Annotated in this window: 15 protein-coding genes and 1 tRNA gene; 5 read left to right on the forward strand and 11 right to left on the reverse strand. The window is 65.0% G+C overall.

The annotated features are described in order from the left end of the window. Nucleotides 1–11 precede the first annotated feature (11 nt). The 4 genes from mutL to ACVWWQ_RS04330 form a co-directional block, all read right to left on the reverse strand. On the reverse strand, nucleotides 12–1,829 hold the full coding sequence (gene mutL, locus ACVWWQ_RS04315) for a DNA mismatch repair endonuclease MutL (protein WP_133949707.1): 1,818 nt from the start codon (nucleotides 1,827–1,829) through the stop codon (nucleotides 12–14). A 43-nt stretch (nucleotides 1,830–1,872) separates the two neighbouring features. After that, a complete protein-coding gene (locus ACVWWQ_RS04320) occupies nucleotides 1,873–3,375 on the reverse strand; it encodes an N-acetylmuramoyl-L-alanine amidase (protein WP_133949704.1) in 1,503 nt (500 codons plus the stop codon). A 169-nt stretch (nucleotides 3,376–3,544) separates the two neighbouring features. Continuing rightward, nucleotides 3,545–4,027 carry a tRNA (adenosine(37)-N6)-threonylcarbamoyltransferase complex ATPase subunit type 1 TsaE gene (gene tsaE / locus ACVWWQ_RS04325; RefSeq protein WP_133949702.1) on the reverse strand — a complete coding sequence of 161 codons (483 nt, stop codon included), beginning with the start codon at nucleotides 4,025–4,027 and terminating at the stop codon, nucleotides 3,545–3,547. Next, nucleotides 4,014–5,513 (reverse strand): NAD(P)H-hydrate dehydratase, encoded by a 1,500-nt coding sequence (locus ACVWWQ_RS04330; protein WP_133949700.1) that lies wholly within the window; start codon nucleotides 5,511–5,513, stop codon nucleotides 4,014–4,016. The genes tsaE and ACVWWQ_RS04330 overlap by 14 nt, the downstream gene beginning before the upstream one ends. 15 nt (nucleotides 5,514–5,528) lie before the next feature. Between ACVWWQ_RS04330 and queG the strand changes: the two genes are divergently transcribed. Beyond that, nucleotides 5,529–6,626 (forward strand): tRNA epoxyqueuosine(34) reductase QueG, encoded by a 1,098-nt coding sequence (gene queG, locus ACVWWQ_RS04335; RefSeq protein WP_133949698.1) that lies wholly within the window; start codon nucleotides 5,529–5,531, stop codon nucleotides 6,624–6,626. A gap of 3 nt (nucleotides 6,627–6,629) precedes the next feature. Here the strand turns inward: queG and panD are convergent, their stop codons facing one another. The 5 genes from panD to pcnB form a co-directional block, all read right to left on the reverse strand. After that, nucleotides 6,630–7,022, reverse strand: a complete 393-nt coding sequence (gene panD, locus ACVWWQ_RS04340; RefSeq protein WP_099652455.1) for an aspartate 1-decarboxylase — start codon at nucleotides 7,020–7,022, stop codon at nucleotides 6,630–6,632. 103 nt (nucleotides 7,023–7,125) lie between these two features. Further along, nucleotides 7,126–7,971, reverse strand: a complete 846-nt coding sequence (panC, locus tag ACVWWQ_RS04345) for a pantoate--beta-alanine ligase (RefSeq protein WP_133949696.1) — start codon at nucleotides 7,969–7,971, stop codon at nucleotides 7,126–7,128. Between the two features lie 34 nt (nucleotides 7,972–8,005). After that, entirely contained in the window at nucleotides 8,006–8,836 is an 831-nt protein-coding gene (gene panB, locus ACVWWQ_RS04350; RefSeq protein WP_133949694.1) for a 3-methyl-2-oxobutanoate hydroxymethyltransferase, read from the reverse strand. A 55-nt stretch (nucleotides 8,837–8,891) separates the two neighbouring features. Beyond that, nucleotides 8,892–9,371, reverse strand: coding sequence for a 2-amino-4-hydroxy-6-hydroxymethyldihydropteridine diphosphokinase (gene folK, locus ACVWWQ_RS04355; protein WP_133949692.1), 480 nt, complete (start codon nucleotides 9,369–9,371; stop codon nucleotides 8,892–8,894). After that, the gene (pcnB, locus tag ACVWWQ_RS04360) at nucleotides 9,368–10,720 is read right to left on the reverse strand and encodes a polynucleotide adenylyltransferase PcnB (RefSeq protein WP_133949690.1); all 1,353 of its coding nucleotides are present in this window, start codon (nucleotides 10,718–10,720) and stop codon (nucleotides 9,368–9,370) included. The genes folK and pcnB overlap by 4 nt, the downstream gene beginning before the upstream one ends. A 192-nt stretch (nucleotides 10,721–10,912) precedes the next feature. Here pcnB and ACVWWQ_RS04365 point away from each other — a divergent pair. Together ACVWWQ_RS04365 and fdxA are read left to right on the forward strand one after the other, a co-directional pair. Next, nucleotides 10,913–10,988: transfer RNA gene (locus ACVWWQ_RS04365), tRNA-Glu, on the forward strand. A gap of 145 nt (nucleotides 10,989–11,133) precedes the next feature. Further along, nucleotides 11,134–11,457: a ferredoxin FdxA gene (fdxA, locus tag ACVWWQ_RS04370; RefSeq protein WP_099651743.1), complete on the forward strand. Its 324-nt coding sequence runs from the start codon at nucleotides 11,134–11,136 to the stop codon at nucleotides 11,455–11,457. Nucleotides 11,458–11,527: 70 nt separating this feature from the next. Here fdxA and ACVWWQ_RS04375 read toward each other — a convergent pair whose 3' ends face one another. Together ACVWWQ_RS04375 and dapA are read right to left on the reverse strand one after the other, a co-directional pair. Next, the gene (locus ACVWWQ_RS04375) at nucleotides 11,528–12,118 is read right to left on the reverse strand and encodes a hypothetical protein (RefSeq protein WP_133949688.1); all 591 of its coding nucleotides are present in this window, start codon (nucleotides 12,116–12,118) and stop codon (nucleotides 11,528–11,530) included. A gap of 34 nt (nucleotides 12,119–12,152) precedes the next feature. Continuing rightward, nucleotides 12,153–13,049: a 4-hydroxy-tetrahydrodipicolinate synthase gene (gene dapA / locus ACVWWQ_RS04380; RefSeq protein WP_133949686.1), complete on the reverse strand. Its 897-nt coding sequence runs from the start codon at nucleotides 13,047–13,049 to the stop codon at nucleotides 12,153–12,155. A gap of 126 nt (nucleotides 13,050–13,175) precedes the next feature. Here dapA and ACVWWQ_RS04385 point away from each other — a divergent pair, with 126 nt between their 5' ends. Then, nucleotides 13,176–13,739 carry a glycine cleavage system protein R gene (locus ACVWWQ_RS04385; RefSeq protein WP_208321605.1) on the forward strand — a complete coding sequence of 188 codons (564 nt, stop codon included), beginning with the start codon at nucleotides 13,176–13,178 and terminating at the stop codon, nucleotides 13,737–13,739. A gap of 250 nt (nucleotides 13,740–13,989) precedes the next feature. Next, nucleotides 13,990–14,451 carry a peroxiredoxin family protein gene (locus tag ACVWWQ_RS04390; protein ID WP_133949684.1) on the forward strand — a complete coding sequence of 154 codons (462 nt, stop codon included), beginning with the start codon at nucleotides 13,990–13,992 and terminating at the stop codon, nucleotides 14,449–14,451. Nucleotides 14,452–14,505 lie beyond the last annotated feature (54 nt).

The following is a 14,505-nucleotide window of genomic DNA, read 5'->3' on the forward strand; positions in this document are numbered from 1 at the left end:
CCGCACGCGCCTCAACGACCGCGCATGAACAATTTGTCGAGTTCGGCCAGGCTCAGCTGGATCCAGGTCGGACGCCCATGATTGCATTGTCCGGAGCGTTCGGTTGCCTCCATTTCACGCAACAGCGCATTCATCTCGGGGATCGTCAGGCGCCGACCGGCGCGCACCGAACCATGACAGGCCATGGTCGAAAGCAGTTCGTTCTCGAACTCCTGCAGCCGCCGGGAGCTGCCGTGCTGGGCCAGCTCGGACAACACGTCGCGGCTGAGCTGGGCCACGTCGGCCCCTTCCAGCAACGCGGGAATGCGCCGCACCACGATCGTCGCCGGGCCGCTGCGTGACAGTTCCAGCCCCCATTCCGCCAATGCTTCGGCATGCTCCTCGGCGGCGGCAGCTTCCTTTGCGCTGACTGCGAGGCTCAACGGCACCAGCAACATCTGCGAACGCAGGTTGCTGCCGACGCGGCCGGACTTCAGCTTCTCGTAGGTGATCCGCTCGTGCGCTGCATGCATGTCCACCAACACCATGCCGTGCGCATTCTCGGCCAGCACGAAAATGCTCTTCAGCTGCGCGATGGCGAAACCCAGTGGCGGCGCCTCGCCTTCGACCGATTCCGGCAACAGCGTCGGCGCCGCCGGCGCGAAAGACGCCGCCCCCAGCAGCGCCGCATAGTCGGCCAGCGGCTCTTCCCGGGTGCCCAGGCCGAGCCGACTCTGGCTGGATGCGCTGGGCCATGCGGCGGCATACGAAGCCGCCGGGGCCCCTGCATATGCCTGGGTCGACGTCGACAGCGGCATCGACTCCGCCGCAGGCAGCGTGCCCAGCCCGGCACGCGTCTGCGCCAGGGCTTCGTGCAGGGTGCGAAACAGGAAATCGTGCACCAGACGCTGCTCGCGAAAGCGCACTTCGTGTTTGGCCGGATGCACGTTCACGTCGACACCGACCGGATCGAGTTCCAGATACAACACGAACACCGCGTGCCGACCGTGAAACAGCACGTCGGCATAGGCCTGGCGTACCGCATGCGCCACGATGCGATCACGCACCAGCCGGCCATTGACGTAGAAATACTGCGAATCCGCTTGCGCACGCGACGCGGTCGGCAGGCCGACCCAACCCGAAAGATGCAGGCCGGCCGCGGCGTGATCAATGCGCAGGCTCTGCGCGGGGAATTCGTCGCCGAGGACTTCAGCCACGCGTTGCAGCTGCGATTGCTGATCGCGCGCAGCCTTCCAGATGCGCACCGGCTTGCCGTTGTGGCTGAGCCGGAACTCAACCGAGCCGCGGACCAGCGCCAGTGACTTCAGCAGATCGTCGATATGCGCGAATTCGGTGCGCTCGGCGCGCATGAATTTCCGTCGCGCCGGCACGTTGTAGAACAGGTCGCGCACTTCGACGCTGGTACCGGGCGGATGCTGCGCCGGGCGCGCCGCCTGCAGCTTGCCGCCGTCGACCTCGATGCGGAACGCGGTGGCCTGGTCGCGCGCGCGCGACGTCAACGCGAAGCGCGACACTGACGATACCGAGGCCAGCGCCTCGCCGCGGAAGCCCATGCTGGCGACATGTTCCAGATCGTCAAAGCTGCCGATCTTGCTGGTCGCATGCGAGGCCACCGCCAGCGGCAGCTCGTCGACGTGGATGCCAACGCCGTCATCGCGTACGCGGATCAATCGCGCGCCGCCCGCCTCGATATCCACTTCGATGCGGGTGGCGCCGGCATCGAGACTGTTCTCGACCAATTCCTTGACCACCGACGACGGGCGTTCGATGACCTCGCCAGCGGCGATCTGGTTGATAAGTTCGGGGGGAAGCAGGCGAATGACCGTCATCCGCCAACTTTAACAGCGAACGCTGCCGACGCTGACGCGAAAATCAGCCCGCGGGAATGGTCAGCGTGGTACCGGCATGCACCGTGTTGCTGTTCATCTGGTTCGCGTTCTTCAACGCGCCGACGCTGACGCCGTACTGGCGCGCGATGCTGCTGAGGCTTTCACCACGACCGACCTTGTGCACGTCATGCGCGGACGAGGTCGCCGGGGTTGTCGACTTGCCCGCACTCGAACCACGGGAAGCGAGCTGCACGCCATTGCGGCGAGCGGCTTGGGCCGCGAACCATGTTCCCGGCGGCGGAGTCGATTCAAAATAATTCTTCACGCCGCCCATCACGGCTTCGGCGAGCTGCTTCTGATGAGCGGGATCGCGCAGCTTGCGTTCTTCGGTGGGATTGCTGATGAACGCCGTCTCGACCAGGATCGACGGCACGTCAGGCGAGCGCAGCACCACGAAGTTCGCGCGCTCGACATAACCGCGATGGGTCGGCCCCAGTCCTGCCAGCGCCTTGAGCACGTTGCCCGCGACCACGTCGCTGGCCTGCATCGCCCAACCCTGCTGCAGGTCGAGCAGCACCTTGGCCAGGCTGTCGTCCTTGTCGTCCAGCGACGTGCCGCCGATCAGGTCGGCGCGATTCTCGCGATCGGCCAGCCAGCGCGCGGCCTCACTGGTCTTGCCGCGCGGCGACAACACCCACACCGACGAACCCTTGGCGTCACCGCTGGTGAAGGCATCGGCGTGAATCGAGACGAACAGATCGGCATTGTTTTCGCGTGCGATCTTGTAGCGCTGCGTCAGCGGAATGAAGAAATCGCTGTCGCGGGTGAGCACCGCCTTCATGCCCGGCTGGCGGTTGATTTCTGCCGCCAGTTCGCGTGCCACAGCCAGCGTCACGTTTTTCTCCAGCGTGCCGCCGGGCCCGTGCGAGCCGGGGTCCTTGCCGCCGTGGCCGGCGTCGATGGCCACGACTACCTGACGCTGGCCATTGAGCATGGCCGCGGCCTGCTCGGCCGCCACGCGGCGACTGTGCGTGGGATTGTTGTAGGTCGCGCTGACAGTGGGCGTCGCGGCGGCGGGTACCGCTGCGGGCACGACCGTCGACTTCGCGGCTGGCGCGCTGGCTGCGGCCACGCTGCCGGCAGCGCTGGCGCTACCCGGGTAGAAGTCCATCACCAACCGATAGTTGCCATCCTTGGTTGGCTTCAACAGAAAGCTTTTCAGCTGACTCGCCGGATCGACCTTGGCGGTGAGCTGCATGCCGTCACCGAGTCGGGAATGGCTCATCCCGTGAAACAGACCTTGCGCCGACGGATCAGAAAAATCACCGCTCGGGGTGCTGCCAGGCAACTCGACCAGCACCTGTCCGTTCTTCTGGGTGATTTTGTACTGCAGCGGGCCGGACGCATCCAGCACCACCCGGGTGTACTCCGGGCCCGCCCATACGCGGGCGTTCTTCAACTGCGCCGCGCTGACCGCGCCCACAGGCAGGGTCGCCGCGATCGCGACGGCACACCAGCCGATCCGGTTGTTCAGGTAAGCCCTCATGCTCCGCATTGAAACGCAGCCGCGAGCGTATTGCAAGGGCTTTTCCTTTGAATATCCATAACCTGCAGACTATTCGTCAGGTGACCTCAAGTTATCGGGCGCAACTCGCGCTTTCCACACGAGTCCTTCCCTGAATGGCTCGCCTGGTGCGTTTTCCCAACAGAAATAATTACTTGGCGATCCTGCGCAGCAGTCGTTCGCCTCGCTGGCTGAGTGCACGCAGCGATGCGTGGCGCCCGCTGCCCTTGTAGGCGAGGTTCAATTCCACATCGGCGGCCGGCAGCGCGCCCACGCCGCGCTCGGGCCATTCGACCAGCACGACGGCAGCCGGATCAGCCAACGCATCCAGACCCAGCCACTCCAGCTCACCCGGGTCGGCGATCCGGTACAAGTCCAGATGCCAGGCCGGACGATCCCGCGCCGCGTAACCTTCGACCAGGCTGTAGGTAGGGCTTTTGACCCGCTCGCCCACACCCAGGGTGGTCAGCAAGGCCCGGGCAAAGCTGGTTTTTCCGGCGCCGAGCGGGCCATGCAGGTAGATGACCAGGCCGTCGTCCAGCGACTTGGCCACCCGGGCACCCAGTCCGGCCGTGGCGGCTTCGTCGGGAAGCGCCCAGTCCCATGCCGCATCCGCAGACTCAATCGTGCTCACGTTCGTCACCCGCCATGCCATTGCCCAGTGCCCGCAGCGGAGCCAGCAGGTCACTGGCCAGCAAGCCACGCTCGCCCTGTCGCGCTGCGCAGTCGCCGGCCCGTGCGTGCAGACCCACGCCCATGCAGGCGGCCTGCCAGGCACTGCAACCCTGCGCCAGCAATGCGGCCACGATGCCGGTAAGCAAATCACCCATGCCACCAGTAGCCATGCCGGGATTGCCCCACGGACAGACGTCCAGACGCCCATCCGGATCCGCGATCAGGGTACCGGCCCCTTTGAGTACCACAACCGCATGGTAACGCCGCGCCAGTTCGCGCACCGCTGCAAATCGATCCTGCTCTACCGCTGCGGTGGGCACGCCGAGCAACCGCCCGGCCTCGCCCGGATGGGGCGTCAACACCGTCGACGTCGTGAATTGCCGGGGCTCGCGCGCCAGCAGGTTCAGCCCGTCCGCATCGAGTACCAGCGGCTTGTTCGCATCCAGCGCGGTCAGCCACAGGGCATGCCCCCAGGCAGCTTGTCCCAGCCCCGGACCCAGCGCCAGCACGCTGGCGTGTTCAAGTTGTGCGTCCAGCGCCTGCGGTCCGTCGACACCGTGCGCCATCAGTTCCGGTCGAGCGGCGTTCAGCGCAAACACATGGGCCGCACGGGTGGCCACACTGACCAGGCCGGCGCCGGCACGCAGCGCCGACTCACCGGCCAGATGCACCGCCCCGGTCATGCCGTGGTCGCCGCCGATCACCAGAACGTGACCATAGTTGCCCTTGTTGGCGTAGCGGTGGCGGGGCGGCATCGAGTCGGCGAGCAGCAGATGCGCATCGGGTGATGCAGCGGCACAGGCGCGGTCCGGCACGCCCAGAGTAGCCAGCTCGAGCTTGCCGACCTGATCGGCGGCACGGCCGGTATGCAGGCCGCGCTTGCCGGCAAGGAAGGTCACCGTGACATCGGCGCGGATCACCGCACCGGCGCAAGTGCCGGTATCGACATCCAGACCACTGGGCACGTCGAGCGCCAACACCGGACGATTGCTGCGGTTGATCGCATCGATCAGGTGCGCCGGCATGGCCTCGGGAGCGCGATTGAGCCCGATACCGTAGAGCGCATCCACATGCAGTTCGGCCTCGGGCAAGACAGCGTCGGCATTCCACGGCAGCACCTGCCCGCCAGCGGACACCCATGCCGAGCGTGCCGTGGCCGCATCGCCATGCGAGGCGGCGGTCAGCGTCACCAGCTCCACCTGCAGCCCGGCTTCGCGCGCCAGCACGCCGAGCAGGAAGCCGTCACCGCCGTTGTTGCCGGGCCCGCAATGAATGGCTATGCGCCGCACTTGCGGCCAATGGCGCTGGAGGCTGCCGAGTGCCGCGCTGGCAGCGCGGCGCATCAACTCGAGCCCGGAAATACCCAGCAACGACAGTGCCGCCTGCTCGATCGCACGCAACTGTTCGACGGTGTGCAGGTTGCGGCTGTGGGAATGGGCAGGCATGCGCGAATTATAGGCATGCGGCGCACCTACAATAGGCAGATGTTCCGCACCGACAGCCCCTCCGCACCCGATTACACCGTCCTCGCCCGCGATATCAAGCGCTGGGCGCGCGAACTGGGTTTTGCCGACACCGGCATCAGTGGCACCCAGCTGGGTGACGACGAACAGCACTTGCTGAGCTGGCTGGATCACGGCCATCACGGCGAAATGGAGTACATGGCGCGCCACGGCACCAAGCGCACCCGGCCGGCGGAACTGGAGCCCGGTACGCAGCGCGTGATTTCGGTACGCATGGACTACATACCGCCCGGCACGGCGAACGCCTGGGCGGTGCTGAATGACGCGGAGGCCGGCTATGTCTCGCGCTACGCGCTGGGTCGCGATTACCACAAGCTGATGCGCAGCCGTTTGCAAAAGCTGGCCGAGCGGATTCAGGGCGTGGTCGGCGACTTCGGCTATCGCGCCTATGTCGACTCTGCGCCGGTGCTGGAGAAAGCGCTGGCACGCAACGCGGGCATGGGCTGGATCGGCAAGCACACCGTGTTGATCAACCGGAATGCGGGCTCGTATTTCTTTCTCGGCGAGTTGTACACCGACCTGCCCTTGCCGGTGGATGAACCCGCCAGCGCGCACTGCGGCACCTGTGCGCGTTGCATCGAGATCTGCCCGACCCAGGCGATCCTCGGCCCGTATCGACTGGATGCCAAACGCTGCATTTCCTACCTGACCATCGAACTCAAGGGCAGCATCCCGGAAGATCTGCGCGCGCCGATGGGCAACCGCATCTTCGGCTGCGATGACTGCCAGCTGGTGTGTCCGTGGAACAAGTTCGCACAGACCACCACGGAGCCGGACTTCGCGCCCCGACACAGCCTGGATGGCGCAAAACTGGTCGAACTGTTCGCCTGGAGCGAGGATGAATTCCTCAAGCGCACCGAAGGCATGGCCATTCGCCGCACGGGCTATGAAGGCTGGTTGCGCAATATCGCGGTGGCGCTGGGCAACGCACCGGGCTCAACCGCCGTGATCGAGGCACTCCAGGCTCGCGCCGACCACCCTTCGGAGATCGTGCGCGAACACGTGGCATGGGCGCTGGCGAAGCAGCGCCACTGACGCTCAGGCGTCGGCCATCTGCTTCGGGATGGAGCGGTTGGTGTGACTGATGTGGTTGCCCGGACCGGCAGCAACGTAGACGCAGGTCGGCTGGTAGTCCTCCAGCTCGGCCTCGGCCAGCTGCACGAACGCAGCGATGATGATGATGTCGCCGGTTTGCGCACTGCGGGCCGCACTGCCGTTGACCGAGATGATCCCGGAACCTTCCTCGGCGCGCAGCGCATAGGTCACGAAACGCTGGCCGCTGTTGACGTTCCAGGCGTGGATCTGCTCGTACTCGCGGATGCCGGAGGCGTCCAGCAGCAGTCCGTCGATCGCGATCGAGCCTTCGTAGTGCAACTCGGCGTGGGTCACCGTGGCGCGGTGAATCTTGGCCTTGAGCATGTTCAGGTGCATGGGAATCTTTGTTTCCAGCAGGATCAGCCTGCAAAGTCGGTCATTATCGAACTGCGGACGCTGCATCGCAACATCAGCACCGTGACCGCGATATGCGGACGCCTCAGTCGAACAGCAAGTTGTCGATCAGCCGGGTCTTGCCCAGTCGTGCCGCCACCAGCGCAATCAGCCCGGTCGTCTCGCCATCGACGGGCTCGGCCAGGTCCTCGGCGCGCCGTATGGCCACGTAGTCAGGGATGAAGCCTGCGCGCGCCAAGCGCGCCGTCGCGGTCTGTTCGACGGCCTGCCACGGATGCCCCTGCGCCACCATTACCCGCATCTTCTGCAGGGTGTCCTGGATCAACGGCGCACGCGCCCGCTCCTCGACGCTCAGATACTGATTGCGCGAACTGAGTGCCAAGCCATCGTCGGCGCGCAGGATCGGCGCCGCCATCACTTTCACCGGCAGGCCCAGGTCGCGGACCATTCGCTCGACGACCTTCAGTTGCTGGAAATCCTTCTGGCCGAACACCGCCACATCCGGCTGCACCAGGTTGAACAGCTTGCACACCACCGTGGCCATGCCGTCGAAATGACCCGGCCGGTGAGCGCCTTCCAGCGTGTCGGTGATCCTGGGTACCCGCACGCTGACACTCTGCTCCGGACCGAACGGATAGATCGTGGCGACTTCCGGTGCAAACAGCAGGTCGCAGTCACTTTCCGCCAATGCAGCCTGATCCTGCACCAGACTGCGCGGATAGCGGTCGTAGTCCTCGTTCGGGCCAAACTGGGTCGGGTTGACGAACACGCTGGCAATGACTCGCTCGGTGCGGGCGCGCGCCAGCTTGATCAGCGACTGGTGGCCGGCATGCAGGTTGCCCATGGTTGGCACGAAACCCACCGTCTGGCCTTGCGTGCGCCAGCCGCGGATGGCAGCGCGCAATGCCGGGATGTCTTGTACGGTCTGCATGGGGCTCGACTCGTCAGCTCGGTGGAAATCGGGGTCAGTTGAAACAATGCTCGGGGGCAGGAAACACGCCGCTGCGTACGTCCTCGGCGTAGGCGGTGATGGCGGCCGCCACCGAGTCATGCCCGGCCAGGAAATCCTTGCTGAACTTCGGCCGTTTGCCCGGGGTGATGCCGAGCATGTCGTGAAGCACCAGCACCTGGCCATCGCAATGCGGGCCGGCGCCAATGCCGATCACCGGGATCGACACTGCCTCGGTCACGCGTCGACCGAGCTCCACCGGCACGCCTTCCATCACCAGCAGACTCGCACCAGCTTCCTGCACCGCTCGCGCCTCGTCGAGCACACGATCGGCCGCAGCCTGCTCACGCCCCTGGATGCGAAAGCCACCGAATTTGTGCACCGATTGCGGGGTCAGCCCCAAGTGCGCGCAAACAGGAATCGCCCGCGCGCACAGCGCAGCGATCGCTTCCAGCACATGCGGTGCCGCACCCTCGATCTTGACCATCGCCGCGCCCGCCTCGCCCACCAGCCGCGCGCCTGCCTCAAGAGCATGGGCAACGTCCCTATCCGCCATGAACGGCAGGTCCGCCACCAGCATCGTGGCGGACAGCCCGCGTGCCACGGCACTCGTGTGATAGACGATCTGGTCAAGCGTCACCGGCAGCGTGCTGCGATGCCCCTGTATCACCATGCCCAGCGAATCGCCCACCAACGCAATATCCACGCCGGCCGACTCCAGCTGCCAGGCAAAACTCGCGTCGTAGGCAGTGAGCATCACGATGCGCCGTCCCTCGGCCTTCATCGCAAGCAAGCCTGGCACGGTCACCGGCTTGCGGTCGGGGACACTGGCGTTCTGCACGTACACGGCAATTCCTGAAAGATGCTTGGCCGCCGATTATCCGGCGTGCCATGTGGATGGCTCAAGCCACGCGTTCACAGCCCGCCACATCAAGCCGGGCCAGCTGGCTTGACACGGTATCCTGCCCGGACAGGCGCAGCGTGGGCGCAATGTCGCACAAGGGCAACATCACGAAGGCGCGTTCGGTCATGCGCGGGTGCGGCAGGGTCAGCCGGGAGTCATCCAGAACGACCCCGTCGACGTGCAGCAGGTCCAGATCCAGCGTGCGCGGTCCGTTGGGCTCCGCGCGCACCCGGCCGGCCCGCAGTTCGATGGCCAGCAACTCGTCCAGCAAATGATGCGGCGACAGGTCGGTATCCAGCTCCACTACCGCGTTGACGAACGACGGTTGTTCCAGCACGCCCCACGGTGGCGTGCGATACAACGGTGAGCGCTGCAGCACCCGGGTAGTCGGCAATTGGGCCAGCGCTTCCATCGCGTCGAGCACACGTTGCCGCGGATCGCCGAGATTGCTGCCCAGCGCCACGTAGGCCAGGGTCATGCGGAGCCCGATTTATTGCCCGGTTTGCGCCGACGCCGACGGGGACGCGGCGGCTTGGCCGCGACCGGTGCCGGAACGTGGTCATTGCCGCCACCGCCGGCCGGCAATGCCGATGCCAGCACATCCTGCGGCAATTGCTGCGCATGTGCCCACCACTGCCCGAGCTCGCGCATGGCCGGTGATTCGTCAGCCCGCAACAGCAGGAAGTCGAACGCGGCGCGGAAGCGCGGATGGGTCATCAGGCGGAATACGCGCTTGCGCTGGATCTGTTCGAAACGCGGCTGCAGCGACCAGATTTCTTCCATGGTGAAAGTGAACCGGCGCGGGATCGCCACCCGCTGGCACTGTTCGCCGACCACTCGGGCCGCCGCCTGCGCCCACGCCTCGTTGCTCTCCACGCCACGCCCCATCAACTGATGCGCCACGTCGCGCACCTCGCCCCACAACAACACGGCGAACAGGAAGGCCGGGGTCACCGACTTGCCTTCGGCGATGCGGCTGTCGGTGTTGGCAAGGCCGTTCTCGACCAGCGAACGCAGTGCGTCATCGCCGCGGCGAAGTGCGCGGGCAGTGGCCGGAAACAGGAACTTGAGCAAGCCGCAATGTTCCAGCATGCGGAAGCTCTTGAGGCCATTGCCGGAGAGGAACATCTTCAGCGATTCATCGAACAGGCGCGCCGGCGCGGCATCCGCCAGCAGCGGCCCCAGGCTTTCGAACGGAGCCATCGCGGGAGCGTCGATCTTCATGTCCAGCTTTGCCGCCAGCCGGGCCGCGCGCAACATGCGCACCGGGTCCTCGTGGTAGCGAACGTCCGGATCGCCGATCAGGCGCAACATCCGGTCTTGCAGATCCTGCATGCCGCCGACGTAATCGCGCACCGAGAAATCGCTGATGTCGTAATACATCGCGTTGACACGGAAGTCGCGACGGATCGCGTCCTCCTCGATCGTGCCCCAGATGTTGTCGCGCACGATGCGACCATCGACAATGTGACGATCGCCCTCGCCGCCCTCCTCGCCGGTGCCACGGAACGTGGCGACCTCGATGATTTCCGGACCGAACACCACGTGGGCCAGCCGGAAGCGGCGACCGATCAGGCGGCAGTTGCGGAACAGCTTCTTCACTTCGTCCGGCGTGGCATCGGTGGCCACGTCAAAGTCTTTTGGCTGCAACCCCAGCAGCAGGTCGCGCACCGCACCGCCGACCAGGTAGGCGGTGTGCCCGGCCTCGTTGAGTCGGTAAAGCACGCGCAACGCCGCCTTGCTGATGTTCTTGCGCGAAATGATGTGCTGGTCGCGCGGAATGATCCGCAGCGTCGGCGTGGCGTCGGTCCTTGATTGGAGATTCAAGCGGTCGGAATCCTTGCGGGGCGAAGTTGCCCGTCGGTGGCAATATATCGCGGCGCGCGGCGCCGCGGACCGTCCCGCGTGGCGCCGGACACGTGCAATCGGCGAGCACCGTTTCAGGCAACGCAAGCAGATGCACGGCAAGCATTGCCGAGCGAAACAATTCCGCTATACTAGCGCGCCTCGCTGTATAACGCTCCCTTCGTCTAGTGGCCTAGGACACTGCCCTCTCAAGGCGGGAACACGAGTTCGAGTCTCGTAGGGAGCACCATTTACTTGCGCAGTCCTCCATGATTGCCTTTGTGAGGAAGGGTCTCGAACGCCGAGGCGCGGGATCACTGGCTGGATCAGAAGCGGCCGTCCACCGTCGCACTCTTCACAAGAGCCCCCACCTTCCACCTTGCTGAACGGCCCCTATGACCTTCGTCGTCATCGACAACTGCATCAAGTGCAAATACACCGATTGTGTCGAGGTTTGCCCGGTCGATGCGTTTCATGAAGGCCCGAATTTCCTGGTGATCGATCCGGACGAGTGCATCGATTGCACGTTGTGCGAGCCGGAGTGCCCGATCAACGCGATCTATCCGGAAGACGACGTGCCCGCCGGCCAGGAAGCCCTGGTGGCGCTGAATGCCGAACTGGCCAAAGACTGGCCGGTGATCACCGAACGCAAGGACGCCCCGGCCGACGCCAAGGACTGGGAAGGCAAGCCCGGCAAGCTGGACTTGCTGCAACGCTGATCACGCAACGATGGTCCCCGACACGAAAACGCCGCCCCGAGGGCGGCGTTTTTCATTCGCCAAACCGGGCTCAGCCGCCCAGGCGTGACTTCAGGGTATCGACCACCTTGCTCACTGCTGCCGGATTTCCGGTGGCACGCACTTCACTGCCGCTGACACCGCTGGCGTTGATGCTGACCTGCACCTGGTGCGATCCGGCACCGGGCACCTGCAGCGAACCGCTCTTGTCGCGTCCGAACATGCGGCCGAAGAAGCCCTTCTTGCTCTGCTGGGCAATGGCGTCGGAGACATTCAGCGTATAGCTGTGCGCGGCGTCGTCATGAGCCACCACCGTGCCGAGACTGCCACCTTCCAGTGCCTGGCCGACACGGCGATAAGTGTTGTCCGCATTGTCCGCGAGCACGAAACCATCGCTGATCTGGCCGTTCGCCGAGCCCACCCGGGCCGTGGCACCGCTGGTGGTGGCCTGGTTGGCACCCGGGGGCGGAATCACCAGGGCCTCGGTAGTGGAGGGCCGGTCAAGCGTCGGCGGAATTTCCAGCGGGGCCTCCTGCAGCGCGGTGTCCCAAGCTTTGTGCGAACGGAATGCACCGCAGCCGGAGAGCAGCAGGCCGCTGAGAGCCACGGCCGGCAAGGCCACGAGGAGCGAAGTTTTCTTCATGTAATCGGATTCCGTAAGGTAAGTCAGGCAACCGTCAGCCGGCCGCAGTCGTCAAGGATGCCAGACTGGACAGCGCTTGGTGCAATCGGGCGCGATCCGGACCGTCGTTCAGTTCCACCAGCGGCAACCTCGGCAGGGCGAGTCCCAGCCCCAGCACAGGCAACCCCGCCTTCACCGCGATCGGGTTCGGCGCGCAGTTGAGCGCCTCGATCAACGGCTCCAGCGCGGCATGACAGCGTGCCGCGCCCGCCTGGTCTCCACCGGTGGCCGCATCGCACAAGGCACGAAACGCCTGGGGCACCAGATTGGCTACCACCGAGATGGTGCCTGCAGCGCCAGCGAGCATCGCCTGCCCCGCCGTACCGTCGTCGCCGGACAGATAGACGAAATCCGGGCGCACAAGTTCCGCCAGCGCTGAAATGCGCTCCCGATCGCCACGCGCCTCCTTGATCCCGATGATGGCCGGGTGGTCACGCAGGACCGCGACCGTTTCCGGCAGAATGTCGCATCCGGTACGGACCGATACGTTGTAGAGCAGCACGGGCAGCCCGCCGTGTTCGGCCACTTCCAGAAAGTGGAGACGCATCCCTTCCTGGGTGGGCCGCACGTAGTAAGGGGCAACCACCAGCGCGGCATCGGCACCCAGCGCCGCGGCGCGTCGGGTCAATGCCACGGTCTTGGCCGTGCCCGCCTCGCCGGTACCGGCAATCACCGGCACCCTTCGGCTCACCCGCTCGACGGCGAACGCCAGCAGCCGATCGAATTCGTCGTGCTCCAGCATGTGCGCTTCGCCCGTGGAACCAGCCACCACCAGCGCCTGCGTGCCACCCGCGAGCTGGTAATCGAGCAGACGACCGAAGGCCGCCAGATCGAGGGCCCCGTCCGCCGAAAAAGGGGTGGCCAGCGCACAAATGCTTCCACGAATGTTCAAGACTCGATTCCACTGCAAGGCAAGCCACGCATGTTACTTGCCGCCTCGCGAGCCGGGCAAGTAAGCTCAGAGGGAGTAGTCTCACCGTTCCGCACCACGCGGTTGACGTTACGCAGGCAGGCCTCCTTGAAATCTTCCTCCGGCTCCGCACGCTCGGGCAACGACAACCAGTTGCTGATCCACGCGCTTACCACCTCGACCCGTTCGCCCCTGCTCGCGCTGGCCAAGCGCATCGCCGACGCGGGCTGCAACCTGTCTGAATCGCGGGTGGTCACGATTGGCACGGAAACCTCCCTGATGCTGCAGGCCAGCGGTGCCTGGGACGCCTTGGCCAAACTGGAAACGGCCCTGGCCAAACTGACACGCGACGAGAGCCTGCGCCTGGTGCATTACCGCACTGGCCCCCGGGAGAACAGCTCACACCTGCTGCCTTATCTTGTCGAGGTCGTGGCGGCCGACCGCCCGGGCATCGTGGCGCGCATCATGGATTTCTTCAGCCAGCACGGGATCAGCGTGGAGCAACTCAATTCGACTCGTTATCTGGCCATGCAGACCGGCGCGGAGATGTTCCAGGCGCAGATCACCATCGGTATCCCGGCGGAGATCCATATTGCCGCGTTGCGCGACGACTTCCTGGAACTGTGCGACGGCATGAATCTCGACGCGATCATGGATCCAGTGAAATTCTGAGGCCGCGACATCCGCCGAGCATCGCGCGATCACACTGCCCTGACAAGGACTGTTCGTCGGCAAGCCACCCGCGCTAGTCTGTGGGCGTGAGTTCGCCAGAGGACCGTTGCATTGCAACCAGCTTGTCGATTCATCCCGTTCCTTCCTGGCACGACAGATCGCGTCGCCGTGGTCGAGTCCACGACCTTCGCAACATCCCCCTTCACTACCCTCAAACGTCACGACATTGCCATGTCGTGCAGGAGCGCTCATGCCCGAGATCGGCAAAAAACTGCCCGCACTGAAAGGCCTCACCGGAGATGGCAGCGAATTGAAGCTGGCCGACCTCAAGGGCCAATGGGTGGTCGTGTATTTCTACCCGAAGGATTCAACACCCGGCTGCACCACCGAAGCGAAGGATTTTCGTGATCTTTACCTGACTTTCCGCAAGCGCAACGCACAAATTGTCGGCGTGTCGCGCGACTCGCAAAAATCACACGCCAACTTTGCCACGAAACAGGAGCTGCCATTCCCGCTGGTTTCCGATCCGGATGAAATCTGGTGCCGCGCGTTCGACGTGATTCACGAAAAAATGCTCTACGGGAAACGTTTCATGGGCATCGTGCGCAGTACCTTCCTGATCAATCCCGACGGCAAGCTGGCAGCCGAATGGCGAGGCGTGAAAGTTCCCGGCCACGCGCGGGCCGTGCTCGAAGCCCTTCCCGCTGCCTGACCGGAAACAACCGCTTCAATACGCACCTTCCACCCACCAGTGAGGACACTTCCG

This window comes from Rhodanobacter sp. TND4EL1 (assembly GCF_054061035.1).